This is a genomic window from Rhizobium sp. rho-13.1, from assembly GCF_007000305.1.
Lineage (GTDB): Bacteria > Pseudomonadota > Alphaproteobacteria > Rhizobiales > Rhizobiaceae > Rhizobium > Rhizobium rhododendri.
The window spans coordinates 628,460-648,031 of sequence record NZ_SCFL01000001.1 but is presented as its reverse complement, the minus strand read 5'-3'; the positions used below and the strand labels follow the sequence as shown (position 1 = coordinate 648,031).

18 protein-coding genes and 1 tRNA gene are annotated in these 19,572 nt (G+C 61.1%); 14 read left to right on the top strand and 5 right to left on the bottom strand.

The genetic code is table 11. The features are described 5' to 3' along the window. The first annotated feature begins 69 nt into the window (after window positions 1-69). The 5 genes from serS (at window position 70) to EQW76_RS03345 (ending at window position 5,165) form a co-directional block, all read left to right on the top strand. Window positions 70-1,353 carry a serine--tRNA ligase gene (gene serS / locus EQW76_RS03365; RefSeq protein ID WP_142823043.1) on the top strand — a complete coding sequence of 428 codons (1,284 nt, stop codon included), beginning with the start codon at window positions 70-72 and terminating at the stop codon, window positions 1,351-1,353. Between the two features lie 216 nt (window positions 1,354-1,569). Next, entirely contained in the window at window positions 1,570-2,223 is a 654-nt protein-coding gene (locus EQW76_RS03360) for a protein-L-isoaspartate(D-aspartate) O-methyltransferase (protein ID WP_142823042.1), read from the top strand. A 167-nt stretch (window positions 2,224-2,390) separates the two neighbouring features. After that, complete coding sequence (locus EQW76_RS03355; protein ID WP_142823041.1) at window positions 2,391-3,992, top strand: LysM peptidoglycan-binding domain-containing M23 family metallopeptidase; 1,602 nt, start codon at window positions 2,391-2,393, stop codon at window positions 3,990-3,992. A 155-nt stretch (window positions 3,993-4,147) separates the two neighbouring features. Beyond that, window positions 4,148-4,609, top strand: coding sequence for a nuclear transport factor 2 family protein (locus EQW76_RS03350; RefSeq protein ID WP_142823595.1), 462 nt, complete (start codon window positions 4,148-4,150; stop codon window positions 4,607-4,609). Window positions 4,610-4,616: 7 nt separating this feature from the next. Beyond that, entirely contained in the window at window positions 4,617-5,165 is a 549-nt protein-coding gene (locus tag EQW76_RS03345; RefSeq protein WP_142823594.1) for a TetR/AcrR family transcriptional regulator, read from the top strand. 134 nt (window positions 5,166-5,299) lie between these two features. On the opposite strand, the gene EQW76_RS03340 is transcribed toward EQW76_RS03345, so the two are convergent. Beyond that, on the bottom strand, window positions 5,300-6,847 hold the full coding sequence (locus EQW76_RS03340) for a bifunctional diguanylate cyclase/phosphodiesterase (protein ID WP_142823040.1): 1,548 nt from the start codon (window positions 6,845-6,847) through the stop codon (window positions 5,300-5,302). Between the two features lie 214 nt (window positions 6,848-7,061). Continuing rightward, window positions 7,062-7,934, bottom strand: a complete 873-nt coding sequence (locus EQW76_RS03335; RefSeq protein ID WP_142823039.1) for an ATP-binding protein — start codon at window positions 7,932-7,934, stop codon at window positions 7,062-7,064. Window positions 7,935-8,137: 203 nt separating this feature from the next. Here EQW76_RS03335 and yajC point away from each other — a divergent pair, with 203 nt between their 5' ends. The 5 genes from yajC (at window position 8,138) to EQW76_RS03310 (ending at window position 12,886) form a co-directional block, all read left to right on the top strand. Then, window positions 8,138-8,488 carry a preprotein translocase subunit YajC gene (yajC, locus tag EQW76_RS03330; protein ID WP_142823038.1) on the top strand — a complete coding sequence of 117 codons (351 nt, stop codon included), beginning with the start codon at window positions 8,138-8,140 and terminating at the stop codon, window positions 8,486-8,488. A gap of 62 nt (window positions 8,489-8,550) precedes the next feature. Then, a complete protein-coding gene (gene secDF, locus EQW76_RS03325) occupies window positions 8,551-11,100 on the top strand; it encodes a protein translocase subunit SecDF (protein WP_142823037.1) in 2,550 nt (849 codons plus the stop codon). Further along, window positions 11,100-11,489 carry an Mth938-like domain-containing protein gene (locus EQW76_RS03320; RefSeq protein ID WP_111221759.1) on the top strand — a complete coding sequence of 130 codons (390 nt, stop codon included), beginning with the start codon at window positions 11,100-11,102 and terminating at the stop codon, window positions 11,487-11,489. The genes secDF and EQW76_RS03320 overlap by 1 nt, the downstream gene beginning before the upstream one ends. 9 nt (window positions 11,490-11,498) lie before the next feature. Continuing rightward, window positions 11,499-12,353: a phytoene/squalene synthase family protein gene (locus EQW76_RS03315; protein WP_142823036.1), complete on the top strand. Its 855-nt coding sequence runs from the start codon at window positions 11,499-11,501 to the stop codon at window positions 12,351-12,353. A gap of 71 nt (window positions 12,354-12,424) precedes the next feature. Continuing rightward, window positions 12,425-12,886, top strand: a complete 462-nt coding sequence (locus tag EQW76_RS03310; RefSeq protein ID WP_142823035.1) for a hypothetical protein — start codon at window positions 12,425-12,427, stop codon at window positions 12,884-12,886. Here EQW76_RS03310 and trmFO read toward each other — a convergent pair. The 3 genes from trmFO to EQW76_RS03295 all read right to left on the bottom strand — a co-directional run bounded on the left by trmFO (window position 12,877) and on the right by EQW76_RS03295 (window position 15,015). Continuing rightward, window positions 12,877-14,322 (bottom strand): methylenetetrahydrofolate--tRNA-(uracil(54)-C(5))-methyltransferase (FADH(2)-oxidizing) TrmFO, encoded by a 1,446-nt coding sequence (gene trmFO, locus EQW76_RS03305; protein ID WP_142823034.1) that lies wholly within the window; start codon window positions 14,320-14,322, stop codon window positions 12,877-12,879. The two genes, EQW76_RS03310 and trmFO, sit on opposite strands and share 10 nt — an antisense overlap. A 113-nt stretch (window positions 14,323-14,435) precedes the next feature. Further along, the gene (locus EQW76_RS03300; RefSeq protein WP_111221763.1) at window positions 14,436-14,579 is read right to left on the bottom strand and encodes a DUF1127 domain-containing protein; all 144 of its coding nucleotides are present in this window, start codon (window positions 14,577-14,579) and stop codon (window positions 14,436-14,438) included. Between the two features lie 289 nt (window positions 14,580-14,868). Beyond that, window positions 14,869-15,015 carry a DUF1127 domain-containing protein gene (locus EQW76_RS03295; RefSeq protein WP_111221764.1) on the bottom strand — a complete coding sequence of 49 codons (147 nt, stop codon included), beginning with the start codon at window positions 15,013-15,015 and terminating at the stop codon, window positions 14,869-14,871. Between the two features lie 741 nt (window positions 15,016-15,756). Here EQW76_RS03295 and EQW76_RS03290 point away from each other — a divergent pair. From EQW76_RS03290 to tig, 4 genes are all read left to right on the top strand, one after another. Next, complete coding sequence (locus EQW76_RS03290; RefSeq protein ID WP_142823033.1) at window positions 15,757-16,860, top strand: DUF2157 domain-containing protein; 1,104 nt, start codon at window positions 15,757-15,759, stop codon at window positions 16,858-16,860. Beyond that, complete coding sequence (locus EQW76_RS03285) at window positions 16,857-17,459, top strand: GDYXXLXY domain-containing protein (protein WP_142823032.1); 603 nt, start codon at window positions 16,857-16,859, stop codon at window positions 17,457-17,459. Before EQW76_RS03290 ends, EQW76_RS03285 begins: the two co-directional genes overlap by 4 nt. 142 nt (window positions 17,460-17,601) lie before the next feature. After that, window positions 17,602-17,686, top strand: a tRNA-Leu gene (locus EQW76_RS03280). Window positions 17,687-17,875: 189 nt separating this feature from the next. Beyond that, window positions 17,876-19,363 carry a trigger factor gene (tig, locus tag EQW76_RS03275; protein WP_142823031.1) on the top strand — a complete coding sequence of 496 codons (1,488 nt, stop codon included), beginning with the start codon at window positions 17,876-17,878 and terminating at the stop codon, window positions 19,361-19,363. Window positions 19,364-19,572: the final 209 nt, after the last annotated feature.

The window sequence follows — 19,572 nt, the reverse complement described above, 5'->3', positions numbered from 1 at the left end:
TTTAACTCCGGCTGGAGGCTTGGTCAGGCCCCGGCCGGAGCTGTTTTCACGAAGCGACCGGGAACGACGATGCTCGATATCAGATGGATCCGTGACAATGCCGAAGCCCTCGATGCAGCGCTTGCCAAGCGCAGTGCCGAGCCGCAGGCGCAAACCATCATCGCACTCGACGAAAAGCGCCGCTCCGTCGTCCAGGCGCTGCAGGACATGCAGTCCCGCCGCAACGCCGCCTCCAAGGATATCGGCGCGGCTATGGCCCAGAAGAACAGTGCGCTTGCCGAGACACTGAAGGCGGAGGTAGCCGAGATCAAGGTCGCCATGCCAGCCGCCGAGGCCGAGGAGCGCGAGTTGACGGCGGCGCTCACGGATGCCCTGTCGCGCCTGCCGAACATTCCCTTCGACGACGTACCGGTCGGCAAGGACGAGCACGACAATGTCATTGCCCGCGTGGTCGGTGAAAAGCCGCGGTGGAACCATCCGCCCAAGGAGCACTTCGAGATCGGCGAAGCGCTCGGCTACATGGATTTCGAGCGTGCCGCCAAGATTTCCGGCTCGCGCTTCACCGTGCTGACGGGGCCGCTGGCGAGGCTCGAGCGGGCGCTCGGCCAGTTCATGCTCGACCTGCACACCGGCGAACACGGCTATACCGAGGTCAGCGCACCGCTGATGGTGCGCGATGAAGCTATGTACGGCACCGGCCAGCTGCCGAAGTTTTCCGAAGACCTGTTCCGCACCACCGATGGCCGCTGGTTGATCCCGACTGCCGAAGTGCCGCTGACAAACCTCGTCTCGGGCGAGATCCTCGAGCAGGACAAGCTGCCTCTGCGTTTTACCGCGCTGACGCCATCGTTCCGTTCGGAAGCCGGTTCGGCCGGACGCGACACGCGCGGTATGTTGCGTCAGCATCAGTTCTGGAAATGCGAGCTGGTATCGATCACCGATGCCGATAGCGCGGTTGCCGAGCACGAGCGGATGACCGCCTGCGCCGAGGAAGTGCTGAAGCGTCTGGGGCTGCATTTCCGCACGATGATGCTGTGCACCGGCGATATGGGGTTCGGCGCCCGCAAGACCTACGATATCGAGGTCTGGCTGCCCGGCCAGGATGCCTATCGCGAAATCTCCTCGTGCTCCGTCTGCGGTGACTTCCAGGGCCGGCGGATGAATGCCCGCTACCGTGGCAAGGACGACAAGGCCACCACCTTCGTGCATACGCTGAATGGCTCCGGCACGGCCGTCGGTCGTTGCCTGATCGCCGTGCTCGAGAATTATCTGAACGAGGACGGCTCCGTGACTGTGCCTGAAGTTCTGGTGCCCTATATGGCTGGATTGAAGACCATCGAGCGGGCAGCATAGCAGGACGGTGCCAGTGTTATCGACGAAGACCGACCAAACCTTCGCGACCTCGCGGCCATTTGCTGCGCGGATCGCTGCCTGTTTCCTGTCGGGTGAGGGTGCGGATATGCGCGCTTCACAGCAAAAACAGCTGCCGGTAACTTCTTTGAAACCCGATCACGCCAATTATGCGCCTCAGTCCGGCACATTGCGGGCGGTTGGTCACGGAGTAGCGGTTTGACAGCTCGACTTCTTGAGAGGGAAGGTTTTGCGGCCGTCGTGCTGCGGCTGCGTGCTGAAGGCATTTCCGACATCGACCTATTGACTGCCGTGGAGCAGACGCCTCGCTCGCTGTTCGTGCCGGCGCAGGCGGTGTCAGATGCCTATTCCAGCCGGACGATCCCGATCGAATGCGGATCATTCATGGAAGGCATCGACCTCGTCATCAGGCTTCTCCACCATCTGAAGGTCCGGCCGGGCCACCGCGTACTCGAAGTCGGCACCGGCACGGGATTCACAGCTGCCGTCATGGGCCGGCTCGGCGAACGGGTTCTGACAGTCGACCGCTACAAGACGCTGACGATTGCAGCACAGAAGCGCATCGAGACACTGGCGATGCGCAACGTCATCGTACGCCAGGCGGACGGTAGCGCCGGCATGCCGGGCGAGGGTACGTTCGACCGCATTCTGGTGACCGGCGCCTTCCCGACCATGCCGCGCTTCTATGCCGACCAGCTGGTCTCCGGCGGCTCGATGATCACGCCTGTGATGATAACGGATACCGTTTGCCGCATGGTGCGCCTGACAAAGACCGGCAGCCGTTTCGAGCGCGAGGAACTGTTCGAAGTTCCCTACCTGCCGATCATCCCGAAGCTTGCGGCCTATCTCTGACGCTTGGCGGGATTGCAGCGTTTCGGCACGCCGCAGCCACGGGGCTGTGGACTATGGTTAGCAATTTCTCAAAAAAATCCACATGACTCCAGCGCCTTAACCGCATGGTAAGATTAACGCGCTTTAATGGAACTCACAAATGGGTTGCGTCTTAAGTGGGTCGAGTCATGCGTTTCAGCTTTCCGTTACATATCAGCACGACGACAGGCAAGGTCCTGGTTGCAGCATTTCTCGCGAGCGCCGCGACAGGCTGCAGTTCGGATGCCTCTCGTTTCTCGGGGATGTTCGCAAGCTCCGGTTCGAGCTCCGACACCATGACGACGGGTTCCATCCCGCGACGGCAGCTGAGCGGTCTCGACCGCGATCCTGTCCCGCCCGCCAACGTGGCCTCTGGTCAATCGGATTACGGCAATGGCAATGCTGCCATGAACCAGCCCTATCCGTCGCAGCCGCAGACATACAAGCCGGCCTATTCCAACGCACGGATTGCTGCCGCTCCGTCGGTTCAGCGCTCGCAGCTGGCCGCGCCTGCCGGTATCGCCACATCCGACCACCTGTCGACACGGCCGCCCCGCGAAGAGCAGCAGGCTCTTGCGCAGCCCTATCCAGATGCCGCGCCGAACCGCGGGTCTGCTCCGCATTCGCTGGCCCCACCGCGCGAGGCCCCGGATCGCATGGCGACCGGCACCACGCCCGGCAAGCCGTCTGCCTGGACCGGCGATAACGCGCCAACCGTTACTCTGCGCCCCGGCGAGACGACGAAGACGCTTGCCAGCCGCTACGGCGTTCCGGAAAAGGAAATCCTGCGCGTCAACGGCCTGAAGAGCGCCGCGTCCGCCCAGCCGGGCCGCTCCATCATCATTCCAACCATGAATGGCGGCGCTAATGTCGTGAAGGCATCGTCGCAGGCCGCCGATCTCGACAAGGGTGGCAAGCAGCCGATCCCGTCGAAGGCGCCCGAACAGGATGCCGCTGTTCTTCCGAACGGCAATACGGCCCGCGACAAGCAGCAGCTGAGCGCCGAGAACGGCTCCGGCAAGCTCTCGGCCGGGGCAGGCAAGGGACCGACGCCGGGCAGCTACGTGGTCAAGCCGGGCGATTCGCTCGCCAAGATCGCCAAGGCCACCGGAACTCATATCGACGCGCTGAAGGCAGCCAACGGCATCGGCAAGAACGGCATCCAGGTCGGACAGACGCTGAAGCTGCCGCAGGCTGGCGCAGCACCGGCTGCCGACGATATGAAAACAGCTTCGATCGCGCCTGAAAAGGCACCGGTCAAGGCAGCTGCACCCGTCGCTGCCGAGGAGCCGACCAAGGTCGCCTCGCTGCCGACCCAGTCCGTCAACGACGCCCAGAAATCGGACGCCGGCTCCGCTGCGCCGGAATCGACCGGCATCGGCAAGTATCGCTGGCCTGTGCGCGGCGCGGTCATCGCCGCCTACGGCGCCAATGTCGAAGGCAGCCGCAACGACGGTATCGACATCTCGGTGCCATCGGGCACGCCGATCAAGGCCGCCGAAAACGGCGTCGTCATCTATGCCGGCAATGGTCTCAAGGCGCTTGGCAACACGGTGCTGGTACGCCACGACGACGGCACGGTCACCGTATACGGCCACGCCGACACTCTGAGCGTCACGCGCGGACAGAAAGTACAACGCGGCCAGACACTCGCAACTTCAGGCATGAGCGGCAATGCCAAGCAGCCGCAGATGCACTTCGAGGTCCGCAAGAATGCCTCGCCGGTTAACCCAATGACCTTCCTTGAATAGATAGTGCGTCTCGAGGAGTTATGCAAAAAGCCCGGTCATGCCGGGCTTTTTGTCGTTTTGGACGATACGACGGTGACTCAGTAGCTGCTCGCTGATTGACATGGCTGTACCTTTTGGTACAGAATAAGCAAATTGGTAAAAGAAGGAGGTTGCTCGTGGTTTCCCTGATTCCCCCGTTCTCGGTTGAAACCGCCACCCTGAAAGTCAGGGCGGCTGAAGATGGCTGGAATAGCCGCAATCCGGAGAGGGTAGCGCTGGCGTACACGCCAGACAGCGAATGGCGAAACCGGGCCGAGTTTGTAACCGGCCGTCCTGCGATCATTTCCTTCCTGACGAGAAAGTGGGAAAAGGAACTGGATTACCGCCTCATCAAGGAGCTCTGGGCGTTTTCGGAAAACCGCATCGCTGTCCGTTTTGCCTATGAGTGGCACGATGATAGCCAAAACTGGTTTCGCTCCTTCGGGAACGAAAACTGGGAATTCGATGCCGACGGCCTGATGCAGCGGCGCTTTGCTTGCATCAATGACAAGCCCATACAGGAGCACGAGCGCCGGTATTTCTGGCCACTGGGCAGGCGACCTGATGACCACCCCGGTCTGTCAGATTTCGGATTTTGAGGTCGATGTGAAAGCGGTATTCGAACGGCAAGACGTTGTGCGGTTGCTAGCCGAAGTCTTTCGTGATCTCGGCTATGACGGCACGACCCTAAACAGCATCACGGAGCGCATCGGGGTAGGAAAGGGAAGCCTCTACCATTTCTTTCCCGGAGGGAAGGAGGAGATGGCGGCCGCAGTGCTTGCAGACGTCGATGCGTGGTTTGAGCGGGAGATCTACGAACCGCTGCGCAGGGGCGAGCCAAATGCGGCGATTGCCGCGATGTTGGACAACGTCATGATCTACTTCCGGTCTGGCAGCCGCATCTGTCTGGTGGGAACGTTTGCCATGGTTGCAACGCGCGACACGTTTGGCGCGTCGATCGCGAGTTACTTTAGGCGTTGGATCGCGGCGCTGTCGGATGCTCTTCGCAGGGCGGGACAACCAGCGGATCTGGCTGATATCGAAGCGGAGCGCATGGTGATGACGATCCAAGGCGGAATTGTACTGGCTCGAGCCCTGGATGACACCGAAGTCTTTCGGCGTGCCGTCGAAAATATGCGCGCCGTATATCGCTAATCCAGCTGAAACGGGAAAATCGCGCGCAAGCCAGTTGCGTCGTGTTTGTCGCTGGATTTCCCTCGCGCGCGTTTCAGCAACTCAAGCCGGCGCTTGGCCAGCAAGTTGCTGTACAGGTAACCTTGTCAATAGCCTCAGGCGACCATCATCTCCGAGGTTTCCACCAGTTTGCAATCGAGTTCGAGGAGGCGGGATGCTTCGGCGGCGGGGACGGCTTTGCCGAAGAGGTAGCCCTGGCCGAGATTGCATCCCATCCGGATCAGTGCCTGGAGCTGCTCCTCGGTCTCGATGCCTTCCGCCGTCGTCAGGATATCCAGCCCCTTGCCGAGACCGATGATCGTTCTCAGGATCTTCTCGTTTTTCTTGCCGTCGGCGGCTTCCGAGACGAACATCCGGTCGATCTTGATCTTGTCGAAGCTGAACCTCGAAAGCTGGCCAAGGCTCGAATAGCCCGTACCGAAGTCGTCGAGCGCGATGCGTATGCCGGCATTCTTCAGATCGGCGATGATCCGCTCGGCAGCGACGAGATCCTGGATGAGCGCCGATTCGGTAATCTCGATCTCGAGGCGTGACGGAGGCAGTCCGGCTTCGGAGAGGATCGTCAGGATACGGATTGCCAGCAGCCCGTCATGCAGCTGCGTCGGCGACAGGTTGAAGGAGAGAATAACGCCGTTCGGCCAGGTGGCGGCATCGGCGCAGGCAACCCGGAAGAGCTTGACCGTCAGCTCGCCGATCAGGCCCGTGCGTTCGGCAAGGTCGATGAAGACGGTGGGCGGCACGAACTTGCCCGGTTCCTGTTCCCAGCGGGCGAGCGCTTCGAAGCCGTTGATCCTGCCCGTGTGGAGATCGACGATCGGCTGGTAATAGGGCTTTATCGTATTTTTTCTGATCGCTTGACGAAGCTGTTTCTCGAGCTCGGAGCTTTCCTTCCACCGCTCGCGCATCGTGGGTTCGAAGGCGCGGATTTTTCGTGCCGGGTCGTTCTTTGCCGCTTCCATGGCAACTTCGGCGCAGCGCACGGCGCTTGCGAGGTCAGTCCCGTCGACGGGAAGAAGCGCATAACCGACCGCGACGCCAACTTCGACCGCCTGTCCCCTGACGGCGACCGGTCTTGCGATTGCGGCCGCTACCTGTTCGGCGATTTCAGCGTGATCCGCTCCGGCGATGAACGCAATAAAGTCCCGTCCACCGGTCCTGAAGATATCGTCAGACGGGAAGATCGCCTTCAGGCGCTCCGCCATCACCCGCAGCACGTCGTCTGCCGTCTTGTGGTCGAACAGGTCCTTGATCTTTTTAAAGCCGTCGAGCTGGAGGGCGAAGACGCCAAGCTTGTCCTCCCCGCTGTGTTGCGGGCAGGCCATGCGTTCGTCGAGAGACCGGCGGTTGGGGAGCCCTGTCGTTTCGTCGTGACCGGAGATCCACTTCACACCCTGCTCGGCAATCTCGCGGCGGCCGACTTCCCGGCTGAGATCGCGCAGGCGAAGGATGGAATAGATCAGGCTGACCAACCCGGTGACTGTAATCGCCAGCGCCAGGTCGTCGAGCTGATAGTCGTCATTGCGTAGCACGAATGCGGTTACAGCCTCGAACGCCTGGAATTGGCTTCCCAGCGCCCAGATGACTGTGCCGAAGACTCCCAAGAATATCGCTTCGTGGCCAGCTTTGCTGCGAAAAAAAGGCATGACATCTCCCAGGCGATGGCTGTCATAGCCTTCTCAGAGGTCACTCATTTTCCTCAGCCCAAACATATCGCGGCATCATAAAGTAAATCTTAATTAGCAAATTCAAAGTGAAAATGAGTTTTTATTCATATACTTTGGGTTTCCAAAGTATTTCTTGAGCCTCCAAGTTTAATGCTGGCATACGGTCGCAATTCCTTGCCCGGGCCGGGAAAAGTCAGTCGCGCGGCAGCTCGATCCGTTGTCGGCCGGCCAGATCCTGGATGTACTGCCAGGCAACGCGTCCGGAGCGCGCCCCCCGGGTCGTGGACCACGCCAGCGCCTCCCGGTGCATCTCGTCGCGATCGAGAGCGAGGTTGAAGTGTTTGGCGTAACCATCGATCATCAGCAGGTAGTCGTCCTGGCTGCATTTGTGGAAGCCGAGCCAGAGGCCGAAACGGTCGGAGAGCGAAACTTTCTCCTCGACGGCCTCGGACGGATTGATCGCCGTCGACTGCTCGTTTTCCATCATGTTGCGCGGCAGGAGGTGACGACGGTTGGACGTGGCGTAGAAGAGCACATTGTCGGGTCTGCCTTCGACGCCGCCGTCGAGCGCTGCTTTCAGCGATTTATAGGCTGTGTCATCGTGATCGAAGGAGAGGTCGTCGCAGAAGACGATGACGCGCAGCGAGGCCGCCTTGACGATGTCGAGCAGCAGAGGGAGCGTCGAGATATCCTCCCGGTGGACCTCCACCAGTTTCAACGGGACGCCGGTCGAGCGGATGATGTCGGCGTGCACGGCTTTTACCAGCGAGGACTTGCCCATGCCGCGTGCGCCCCAGAGGAGCACGTTGTTGGCAGCAAATCCCTCGGCGAAGCGCAGCGTGTTTTCGTGCAGGATGTCGCGCACATGATCGACACCCCGGATAAGGCCGATTGCCACCCGGTTCGGACGGGGCACGGGCTGTAGGTGCTCGCGGGCAGGGCTCCAGACGAAGCAGTCCGCAGCATCCCAGTCATTGACGGCACGAGCCGGGCCGGCCAATCTTTCGACCGCCGATGCCAGACGGCGGAGTTCGGCAAGGATCAGTGCGTTTTGATCTTCGGTCACCATGTTTCCTCCGGATGGGTTATGGGACGCAGCGGCAAAAGTTCATTTCGCTGCCGGGTAGCATGGCCTTTCCCCGGCCGAAAGGTTAAGAGGCTGAGAAAACGGTACGGTTATCGGCTGTTTTTGTTGCATTTGCCACGATCACAATGATATCTCGCGCGGTGTAACGGGTTGTTTCCCGCCTGGATTTTGAGGAGTTCCCGATGTTTATCACCAACGCATACGCCCAGAGCGCCACCGATACCGCCATGGGCGTGTTTGGCGGTTCCGGCATGGAGATGGTTTTCCTCTTCGTTCCGCTGATGGTCGTCTGGTATTTTCTCCTTATCCGGCCGCAGCGCGCCCAGGCTCGCAAGCGTGACGACGTTTTGAAGAATATCCGTCGCGGCGACCAGATCGTCACGGGCGGCGGCATCGTCGGCAAGGTCGTCAAGGTCGTCGACGATAAGGAACTGGAAGTCGAGATTGCCGAAGGCGTCAAGGTCCGCGTCGTCCGCACGGCGATCTCGGAAGTCCGCGTCAAGGGTGAACCGGTCAAGGCGGACGCAGCCTAGCATCGATAACGGGCGGCCGGCCGTCCGGCCGCGTCGCGACGAATAGTAAAGTCGAGAACGCCATGCTGCAATTCTCCCGCTGGAAGACAATCCTCGTTTGGCTTGCCGTTGTTGCCAGCGTCCTCGTCGCACTTCCCAACCTGTTCAGCGACCGCCAGCTCGAGCGTTTCCCGAGCTGGCTGCCGCACCACAAAGCGATCCTCGGTCTCGACCTCCAGGGCGGATCGCGGATCTCGCTGAAGATCGAGCGCGACGAGATCGTCGCAGCCCGGCTGCAATCAACGATCAACGATGTCGCGCGCCGGCTGCGTGATGCGAAAATTCCCACCGTCGATCTTTCCGGTACCGTCCAGACCATCACCATGCACCTGACCGACGTCGGCCAGATGGCGGCGGCAACCGATGCACTCAAGCCTTTAACCGACAGCGTCGGAAGCTCGGCCACCGGCGGTTCGATCCGCGAGGCGACCGTCGTCCCCGGCGATGGCGGCCTGATAACCATGGCACTGACCAACGAGGGTATCGCCTACCGTACCGCGGAGGCGCTGGACCAGTCGATCGAAGTGGTTCGCAGCCGCGTCAAGCAGGTCGGCCGCCGCGAGCCGCTGATCCAGCGGCAGGGCAGCGACCGGCTCATCGTCGAGGTGCCGGGCCTGACCGATCCCCAGCGGCTGAAGACGCTGCTGAACCAGCCGGCGAAGCTGACCTTCAACATGCTGGATACGAGCATGCCGGTGCAGACGGCGATCGACACGCAGCCACCGGCCAATTCCGAAGTGCTGTATTCGCAGGACGATCCGCCGGATAGCTACCTCGTCTTCAAGCGGCCCGTGGCCAACGACCAGAGCATCATCGCCGCCGAGCCGATGCTGGATACCCAGACCAAGCAGAACGTCGTTACCTTCCAGCTCGATGCAAAGGCCACCCAGGCATTCGCGCAGGCGACGGCGAAGAACGTCGGCAAGTCCTACGTCGCCGTACTCGACGACCAGGTGATCTCGGCACCGCTGATCAAACAGCCCGTGACCGATGGCAAGGGTATGCTGGCAGGCAACTTTTCGCCAGAGGGGGCTGCCGACCTCGTCATCCTTCTGCGCTCCGGCTCGTTGCCGGCAACGCTGACGGTGGTCGAGGAGCGTACCGTCGAGCCCGGCCTTGGCGCCGATTCGACCCGTGCGAGCATCATCGCCGGCATCGTCGGTGCCTTTGCCGTGGTTGCCTTCATGGTGTTCTTCTATGGTTCGCTCGGCGGTTTCGCCACCGCGGCGCTGGTTTTCAACATCATTCTCATCATGGCGATCCTCAGCCTTTTCCAGGCGACGCTGACCTTGCCAGGTATCGCCGGCATCATCTTCACGATGGGCCTGGCGGTGGATTCGAACGTGCTGATCTATGAGCGTATCCGCGAAAAGCTGAAGGGTGGGACGCCGTTCGTGCAGGCTTGCGAAAGCGGATTTGCGCGCGCCTACACGACCATCATCGACGCCAATGTGACGACGCTGATCGCCGCTGCCATCCTGTTCTCCATGGGGAGCGGTCCCGTGCGCGGCTTTGCCGTGACACTCGGGATCGGCATCATCGCATCGCTGTTTACGGCTTTCACGCTGACCCGCTGGCTGATTGCCATCTGGATCAAGCGCCGCCGGCCGAAGCATTTGCCGAAGGGCGTGCGGACTGCCGTCTTCGACGGCGCCAATATTCGCTTCATGGGCATCCGCCGCTATACTTTCACGATCTCGGCCGTGCTTTCGGTGCTGTCGATGATTGGTTTCTTCTCGTTCGGCATGCATCTCGGTGTCGATTTCACCGGCGGCTCGCTGATCGAGGTTCGTGCCAAGCAGGGCAAGGTCGATATCCCGGATATCAAGACGCGGCTCGGGCAGCTGAATATCGGCGATGTCCAGGCGCAGCCGATCAGCAATGCGACCGGTGCGCTGATCCGCCTGCAGTCGCAGGATGGCGGCGAAAATGCCGAGCAGTCGGCGGTAACGCTGGTGCGTGGCGAATTGCAGGACAAGTACGAGTTCCGCCGCGTCGAGGTCGTGGGTCCGGCGATATCGGGCCAACTGACGCGGGCGGGTACGTTTGGCGTGATGGCCTCCCTGGCGGCGATCTTCATCTATATCTGGGTGCGGTTTGCCTGGCAGTATGCGCTGGGGGCGATCATCGCGACGCTGCACGATATCATCCTGACCTTCGGCCTGTTCGTTGTCACCGGTATCGAATTCAACCTGACGAGCATCGCGGCGGTGCTGACGATCATCGGCTATTCGCTCAACGATACCGTCGTCGTCTACGACCGGATGCGTGAAAACCTCAGGCACTACAAGCAGATGCCGTTGCCGATCCTCATCGATGCGTCGATCAACCAGACCCTGTCGCGTACCGTGCTGACGGCGGCAACCACATTGCTGGCGCTGCTGGCGCTGTCGATCTTCGGCGGCGAGGTCATCCGCTCGTTCACGTTCGTGATGTTCTTCGGCGTTGCGGTCGGCACCTTCTCGTCGATCTACATCGCCGCACCGGTGCTGATCGCCTTCAAGCTTCGGCCGCGCGGGGTGCAGCCCGGTCCGCAGCCGGATGTGCCGCCAGCCGGCAAGGCGGTGGCCTGATGGCCCGTGGCATAGAGATCCGCTCCGCCCATTTTCCCGGCCGCGCGCCGATCGACGTCTATGGCAATGGCGGCTTTCGTTTTGCCGACATGTCACATCGCGGCTCGATCCTCTGCCTGCCGTCTGGCATCTACGGCTGGGACATGACGGCCGCCGATGCACTGACGCCGGATCGCTTCCAGAAGGTCATCGACGAGGCTGCCGAGATCGAATTCCTGCTGGTCGGCACCGGTGACGATATGCGACCCTTGCCGCAGGCGCTGAAGACGGCGTTTCGCGATGCCGGCATGTCGTCGGATCCGATGAATACGGGAGCGGCAGTGCGGACCTTCAACATCATGCTGTCCGAATCGCGGGCGGTTGCCTGCGCCCTGATCGCCGTCGACTAGGGGCCCGAGATGGCGGCAGCGCTTCGCAGCAACGAGGAGATCTGCCTCGCCATCCTTCGCGACACCGATCGCGACCGTTATCTCGCGTGCCTGCTGTCGCCGGAGGACAAGCGCCGGCCGCTTGCAGCGCTTTATGGTTTTCATGCCGAACTTGCCCGCATCCGCGATCTGGTCCACGAGCCGCTGCCCGGCGAGGTGCGCCTGCAATACTGGCGCGACCTGCTCGAAGGCCAATCGCACGGCTCGACCGAGGCCAATCCTCTGGCGTCGGAGTTGTTGCAAGCAATCGAGACACACAGGTTGCCACGCGCCACGCTGGTCAACATGATCGACGCCCGGATTTTCGATCTCTATGACGACCCGATGGAAAACCGAAATGCCCTCGAAGGCTATGCCGGCGAGACCGCATCGGCGCTGATCCAGTTGGCCGGTCTGGTGCTGTCGCCGTCCGATGCTGCCCGCTCGACCGATGCTGCCGGCCACGCAGGCGTCGCCCAGGCGATTGCCGGCTGTCTGCTACTGATGCCGCTGCATCGCCATCGTGGCCAGCTCTACCTGCCGCTGGAAATCCTCTCCGCTGTCGGCCTCGACCGTGACAGTTTCCTCGCGGGCACGGATATCCCCCGGGTCACCGCTGCCATCGATGCATTTGCAGGTCTCGGGCAGGAGCATCTGGCGAAGGCCCGCGCCTCAGGGCCCGTCGCACCGGGCCTCATGCCGGCATTCTTGCTTGTGGCGCTCACAGGGCCTATCCTGCGCAAGGCGCAGAAACTCGGTGCCGGCATCCTCGATCGGCCGATACAGGCCTCGCAATGGCGTCGCCAGCTCAGCATGGCCGTTGCCGCGATGCGCGGAAAATTTTGACACCAGTCAAACTCGCGCAAGTCTCGCGCGTTATGCGGCTTTAACGCACTCGTCCTGAAGGGAGAATCGCCATGGCAATGTTCATCTGGTTGGCGATCTTTGTTGCTGTCGTCGGTTTCGGGTTTTACGCCACCCGCATGGTGGCGCAGGACAAGGAGGAGAGCCTCAATGACCTCGGTCTGGCGATCCTGGAATTCGGCCGGGCCTTCCCGACCGAAGCGATCCGCCAGTTGCAGAAGACGAGGGATGGAAAGGCGCTGTTCGTCCGCCTGCACGACAACAAGGCCGGCTTCATGAAGGATCTCGGCAAGCATTTCGCCTGCCACGTGATCGAGCCGGGCAGGGCGCGCGTGCGGGACGCGGCCGACCAGCGCCGCATCACCATCGATTTCCTCGACGTGCCGCATCACAACGGCACCTACGAGTTCACCTCGGCAAAAGAGGCCGCCGAGGTGTCGCTGTGGTTGCTCGGCAATTATGTCGCGACCGATGATCTCGTCTTGCCGGAAAAGACGGCCGCCAATCAGCCCTGAACGGCCATGGCCTCGACGGGTTCGGCAGCCGGCTCAAGACCGAGCCATCGAGCGCAATCCGCCAGCGCCCTCTTTGCCACCAGCTGGCGCTTCATGATCGTCTTGTCCTTGCCGCGAAAGCGCTTGATGCCTTCCGGCTTGACGATCGAACCGGGTTCGAGTTCCGGGAACAATCCGAAATTGATGTTCATCGGCTGGAACGAGCGCTTGCCGGGCTCCTCGTCACTGACGATATGGCCACCGGTAATGTGGTTGAGAAGTGCGCCGAGCGCAGTGGTGGCTGGCGGCAGGCTCGGCGTGTTTCCGTGGCGTTCGGCAGCTGCGAACCGTCCGGCGAGAAGCCCGATGCTGGCACTTTCGACATAACCCTCGCAGCCGGTGATTTGGCCGGCGAAGCGCAGGCCGGGCCGCGACTTCAGCGCCAGCGAGTGATCGAGCAGCACCGGCGAGTGGATGTACGTATTGCGGTGAAGGCCGCCGAGGCGGGCAAACTCGGCATTCTGCAGGCCGGGGATCATGCGAAAGATATCTGCCTGCGCGCCGTATTTCAGTTTCGTCTGGAAGCCGACCATGTTGTAGAGCGAACCCAGCGCATTGTCCTGGCGAAGCTGGACGACGGCATAGGCCTTGACGGTCGGGTTGTGAGCGTTTGTCAGCCCCATCGGCTTCATCGGGCCGTGACGAAGCGTCTCGCGGCCGCGTTCGGCCATCACCTCGATCGGCAGGCATCCGTCGAAATAGGGGGTGCCTTCCCATTCCTTGAAGCCGACGGCATCGCCTCCGATCAGCGCATCGATGAAGGCATTGTACTGGGCTTCGTCCATAGGACAGTTGATGTAGTCCTTGCCGTCACCGCCGGGGCCTACCTTGTCGTAGCGTGACTGGAACCAGCAGATATCCATGTCGATGCTGTCGCGATAGACGATCGGCGCAATCGCATCGAAGAAGGCCAGCGCATCGGCACCTGTTTCCTCCTGGATCGCGGCAGCAAGGCTCGGTGCGGTCAGGGGGCCGGTGGCAATGATCGCCTGATCCCATTCCTTCGGGGGCAGGCCGGTGATTTCCTCGCGAACGACGGTAATCAGCGGGTTGCTTTCGATCTCACGGGTGACATCGGCTGCAAAGCCGTCACGATCGACGGCAAGTGCGCCGCCGGCCGGCACCTGGTTGCGATCGGCGCAGGCCATGATCAGCGAACCGGCCAGCCGCATTTCCGCATGGATGACGCCGACGGCATTGCTGCTGGCATCGTCGGAGCGAAAGGAATTGGAGCAGACGAGTTCTGCGAGGTCGTCGCCCTTATGAGCATCGGTGCCGCGAACGCCGCGCATTTCGTGCAGGATGACCGGGATACCGGAGGCTGCGATCTGCCAAGCGGCTTCCGAGCCTGCAAGGCCGCCGCCGATGACGTGGATGGGAGATAGGGTTGTTTTCATGGGCGGCTGAATAGCACGATGGCTCGCCGCTTCCAATCACCCGGAACCAAAAACGGGAGAATCAAAAACGGCGCCACCAAGGCGCCGTTTTTAGAAGAACGTTCCGTAGACTATTAACGGAACGAGCGGTTGGCGATGTTGCGGATTTCGTAGCGGCTGATGCCGATGTCGGAGAGCGTCTGGTTCGACAGGCTGCCGAGTTCGCTCAGTGTGCGGCGGTAGGAAATCCAGCTCTTGGCAATGCGGATCGGGTTCATGGTGGTATCCTCGGTTCTATCAGGTTTGAGACAGGCTTGATTGCCGTGTCATCGATTGACCTCCATATAGGCGATAGACCGAAAAATGTGCAGTGCAATTAAAAGGCTACTGCCATGCGTTTGTGCACTACGCCGCATAAATAACAGTCGCGACTTAAAATTTAGGCGACAAAAGAGCGCGGTTTTCAGTGTCGCCGCGCGGGTTGATAGAAGACAAAAAAGAACGCCCGCCGCGGGGTCCGCAACGGGCGTTGTAAGGCGATCGCTGATGGCGATGCCAGGGTCTATTTTAGCGACCGGTGGCTTCGCGGGCAACGCGGTGGATGTCAGAACGGTCGATGCCGAGGTCGTGCAGTTCGCGTGTGCTCATGCGGCCGAGTTCGGTAACGGTCTGACGATACTTGCGCCAGTTGTTGTAAGAGCGGGTGATGTTCATGGTAATCCCCTTTCCGAGGGTTTGATCCGCCAGCAGCAATCGTTGTGCTGGCTTCTTTCTACTGAGGCTGAATATAACGCATGCCGCGAAAACCAAAAGCGTCAATGCATCATGTCACCCATGCGCAGGACGCATTGCTTGCCACTATTTGCACCATGATTGGTTATAAAATGTGCGCAATTGTCGCATTGCAAGAAGCGCGGGGTGCGTGGGTGCAGCGGGAGTGGGTCGCTATTGGCGTTTCGCTCGGCGTAGGCTGCCTGGACATCGTCACTGATGCCCGAAGGCCCGGCTCGTGACTGAAAAAACAATGCCCACAGCGGGAGGAGCTGTGGGCATTGTTTGCGGGGATCAGCAAGGGATGGGGGAGGGCTGCTGATCAATCGGAGCAACGGGGGAGGAAGATCGGCTCCGAAACGTCACGAACTCGGTCTGCGTATCAGTCTGCGTACGATCGGTCGGTTGCTTCGAATTACCCGAGAGCCGCACTTTCGCCGGCGAGATATCGGGGTTTACCAAGCTGCAACCGATTGCCAGGCATGCCACTGGCGCATATCTGATTGCTCAATCAACACTCCATTAGTCGAGTATAATGTAGTGATCCTAACGGAGCGTTAAATTCCCACGCCTCCGGATGTCGTGCAGCGAAAAAGCCAGGCCTGCCAGCATTTGCCACCTGCCACATTTGGTCGCTATAGAGAATGGCGAGGCGGATGGCGCCGGGTGCAGCATGAGGCAGTAATGTATCGCGGCAGACTTCAGAGAGATCTCGGCGGCTGGGTGGAAAAGGGCTTGCTCGAAAGCGACCAGGCAGCTGCCATCATGGCGGATTACGACAGTCGTCCGGCGAGCTTCAGCCTCGGGAGAGTTCTCGCGGTGCTGGCAGCGCTGCTGGTGGCATCAGCCATCCTGCTGCTGGTTGCTTCCAACTGGGAGGCCATACCGAGGTTGGTTCGGGTCGTCGGGTGCCTGGTGCTGATCTGGAGCTTCTATCTGTCCGGTGCCGCCTTCTCCTCCCGCAACCAGACGTCGCTGGCCGCCGCCATGCTGCTGCTTGCCACCCTTAGCTTTGGCGGCGCGGTGTCGCTGGTGGCGCAGATGTATCATCTTTCGGGCGACGAGATGACGATGGTGCTGCTGTGGTTCGGGCTTGCCTGCCTCTCGGCGCTGATGTTTCGCTCCGGCAGCCAAGTCGTGGTTGCCGGCTTTCTCGCCTGGGGCTATTTCGCGCTCTATCTCGAAAACAATCTTTCGAACTGGATCGGCTGGCCGCCCTATGCGCCGCCGCTGATGGCTGCCATCGTGCTGGCGCTGATCTATTATACCGGCGCCGCGCGGGCGCGGCATCTGGTCTACCTGCTGTTGATCGGCTGGCTCACCTGGATCTATTCCCTGAACGACGGATTGGGGATGGCGGTGCTCTACACAGCCATCGGGCTTGTCGCCTTCCTGTGCGTCGCCGTTCCGCTTCCGCCGCTGGCCGGAATGCTGCGCACCGCCGGGCCGACGCCGGCCTTCTACACATTCTGCATCGTCGCTATCGGTCTTCTGCTGCTGCATATCGAGATCGTCAGCGGACCCCGCCTCATTGCGCTGGGTCTTGCGACGCTTGCCATCGCGGTCGGCGCCATCACTCTCTGCGGGCGTGACAACGGCGCGGTGCGCTACACCGGTTATCTGGTGTTTGCCGGCGAGATCCTGTTTCTCGCCTCCGAAACCATCGGCTCGATCATCGGGACATCGGGCTTCTTCCTGGTTGCCGGGCTCCTGGTTGCGGTCGTCGCCTGGCTGGTGATCCGCGTGGAACGCCGTTTTGCAAGCCCGTCGCCGGAGGTCACGCCATGAGCTTTCTGATCGACGCCGCCAGCGAGAGCCGGCCGTTCGCCCGCCGCGCCTATATCGCCGCCATCGCTTTGGCGCTGCTGCAGACTGTTGTGATCGGCACCATGATCGTCAGCCGCGCGACGATCCTGCGAAACGGCTCCGAGGTGCTGCTGAAGGCATCGCCGGTCGATCCGCGCGATCTTCTGCGCGGCGACTACGTCATCCTCAATTACGATATCTCGAATGTGCCGGTGTCGACGCTGGTGGGCGAGCGGCCTCCCGTCGCGGGCGAGCAGACGCTTTCGGTGCGGCTGACAAAGCAGGCAGATGGCTACTGGGGCATCGCCGAATCATCCTTCGTGCCGTTGGCGCCAAAGGACGGCACCGTCGTGCTTGCCAGCAAGCCCTTCGATTATCGCCCGACGGCAGATACCGCGACGATCCGGGTCGATTACGGGATCGAGAGCTATTACGTGCCGGAAGGCGAGGGGCATAGGCTCGAGCAGGCGCCGCTGGGCGGCCGGATGGCCATCTCCGCCCGCGTATCGCCGGCTGGCACGGCACAGATCAAAGCCCTGCTTCTCGACAACAAGCCTGTGTATGAAGAGCCGCTATACTGAGGCTTTTCGAACAAAATCGGGGATTGCCCGATCCTGTCCGCACAACTGTCATTTTTCCTTTGCGCGGTTTGAAACGGGTGATATAGAGACGCCGCGCTCCGGAAGGCCTCATGCGTAGGCATTGCTATGCGGTTTTAGGGACGCGGGTATGGTGAAATTGGTAGACACGCCAGATTTAGGTTCTGGTGCCGCAAGGCGTGGGAGTTCAAGTCTCTCTACCCGCACCAAGGCTGCTTTGCTGCCGGGGGAGGCTGATACAGTCTCATCCGAAGGCTTGCGAGAAGACGCGCCATTTTGCCTCCTGCAAAATGTTTGAGAATTGCATGAAAAGCCACGCCCGGTCGTCGGTCCGGCGTCGTGCTCATTGAAACGAACGGCTGTCTGGGCACCGCCGCTACGAAATGAAGGTTGAGAAAATGCAGGTTATCGAAACGCTGGCTGAAGGGCTGAAGCGCGAAATCAAGGTCGTAATTCCGGCCAAGGACATGGAAGGCCGCATGAACGAGCGCCTTGCAGAGGTCAAGGACAAGGTCAAGATCAACGGCTTCCGTCCCGGCAAGGTCCCGCCAGCGCATCTGAAGAAGATGTACGGCAAGTCGATCATGGCCGATCTCGTCAACGAGATCGTTCGCGACCAGCCGGCGCAGATCCTCACCGGCCGCGGCGAAAAGTCTGCCACCCAGCCTGAAATCGCCATGACCGAAGACAAGGACGAAGCCGAGAAGATCCTCGCTGCCGAAGCCGACTTCGAATTCACGCTGTCCTACGAAGTCATCCCTGCGATCGAACTGAAGCCGGTCAACGGCATCAAGGTCATCCGCGAAGTCGCCGAGATCGGCGAAGACGAAGTGACCGAGCAGATCATGAAGATTGCCGAGAGCGCCCGCACCTACGAGACCAAAGAAGGCGCTGCTGCCGATGGCGACCGCGTTACCCTCGACTACCTCGGCAAGGTCGACGGCGAAGCCTTCGAAGGCGGCAAGGACGAAAATGCCGAGCTGATCATCGGCTCGAACCGCTTCATCCCGGGCTTCGAAGAGCAGCTCGTCGGCGTCAAGGCTGGCGACGAGAAGGTCATCACGGTCACCTTCCCTAGCGAATACCCAGCCAAGAACCTGGCCGGCAAGGAAGCCACCTTCGATCTGACGATCAAGGACGTGGCCTCTGCCGCCGCCACCGAGATCAATGACGAACTGGCCACAAAACTCGGCCTCGAATCGGCCGATCGCCTGAAGGAAATCGTTCGCGGCCAGATCGAAAGCCAGTACGGCTCGGTCACGCGCCAGAAGGTCAAGCGCCAGATCCTCGACCAGCTCGACGAGATGTATCAGTTCGACACCCCGCAGAAGCTCGTCGAAGCCGAATTCGAAAGCATCTGGCGCCAGATCCAGACCGATCTCGGTGAAAGCGGCAAGACCTTCGAAGACGAAGACACGACCGAAGAAGCAGCTCGCGCCGAGTATCTGAAGCTTGCCGAACGCCGCGTCCGCCTCGGCCTCGTTCTCTCCGAAATCGGCGAAAAGGCCGGCATCGAAGTCAGCGAAGACGAACTGCAGCGCGCGCTCTACGAACAGCTCCGCCAGTTCCCGGGCCAGGAAAAGGAAATCCTGGAATTCTTCCGCAACACGCCCGGCGCATCCGCCAACCTGCGCGCGCCGATCTTCGAAGAAAAGGTCATCGACCACCTGCTCTCCGAAGTCGACGTGACGGACAAGACGGTCACCAAGGAAGCGCTGCTCGCCGAAGACGACGACAGCACCGAGAAGAGCGAAGGCAAGAAGGCGCCGAAGAAGAAGGCTGCCAAGGCAGAAGCTTCCAAGGCTGAAGAAGCCGAAGGCGAAGAAGCCGCTCCGAAGAAAAAGGCCGCTTCGAAGAAGAAGGCAACCGACGACACCGCCGAGTAATTCTTCGGAACTCTCTGCAAGTTTTGAAGGCCCTGCCGTTCGCGGTGGGGCCTTTTTGCGTTTGGGGCGGCGGGTATCCGGCGCGTGGCGCCACCCCCCTCTGTCGGCGACGCCGACATCTCCCCCACGAGGGGGGAGATCAGCCGATAGGTTGCGGTTTACCAGAAGGGCGCTGTGAGTTCGGTACTGGTTTTGCGATAGAAAGTTGC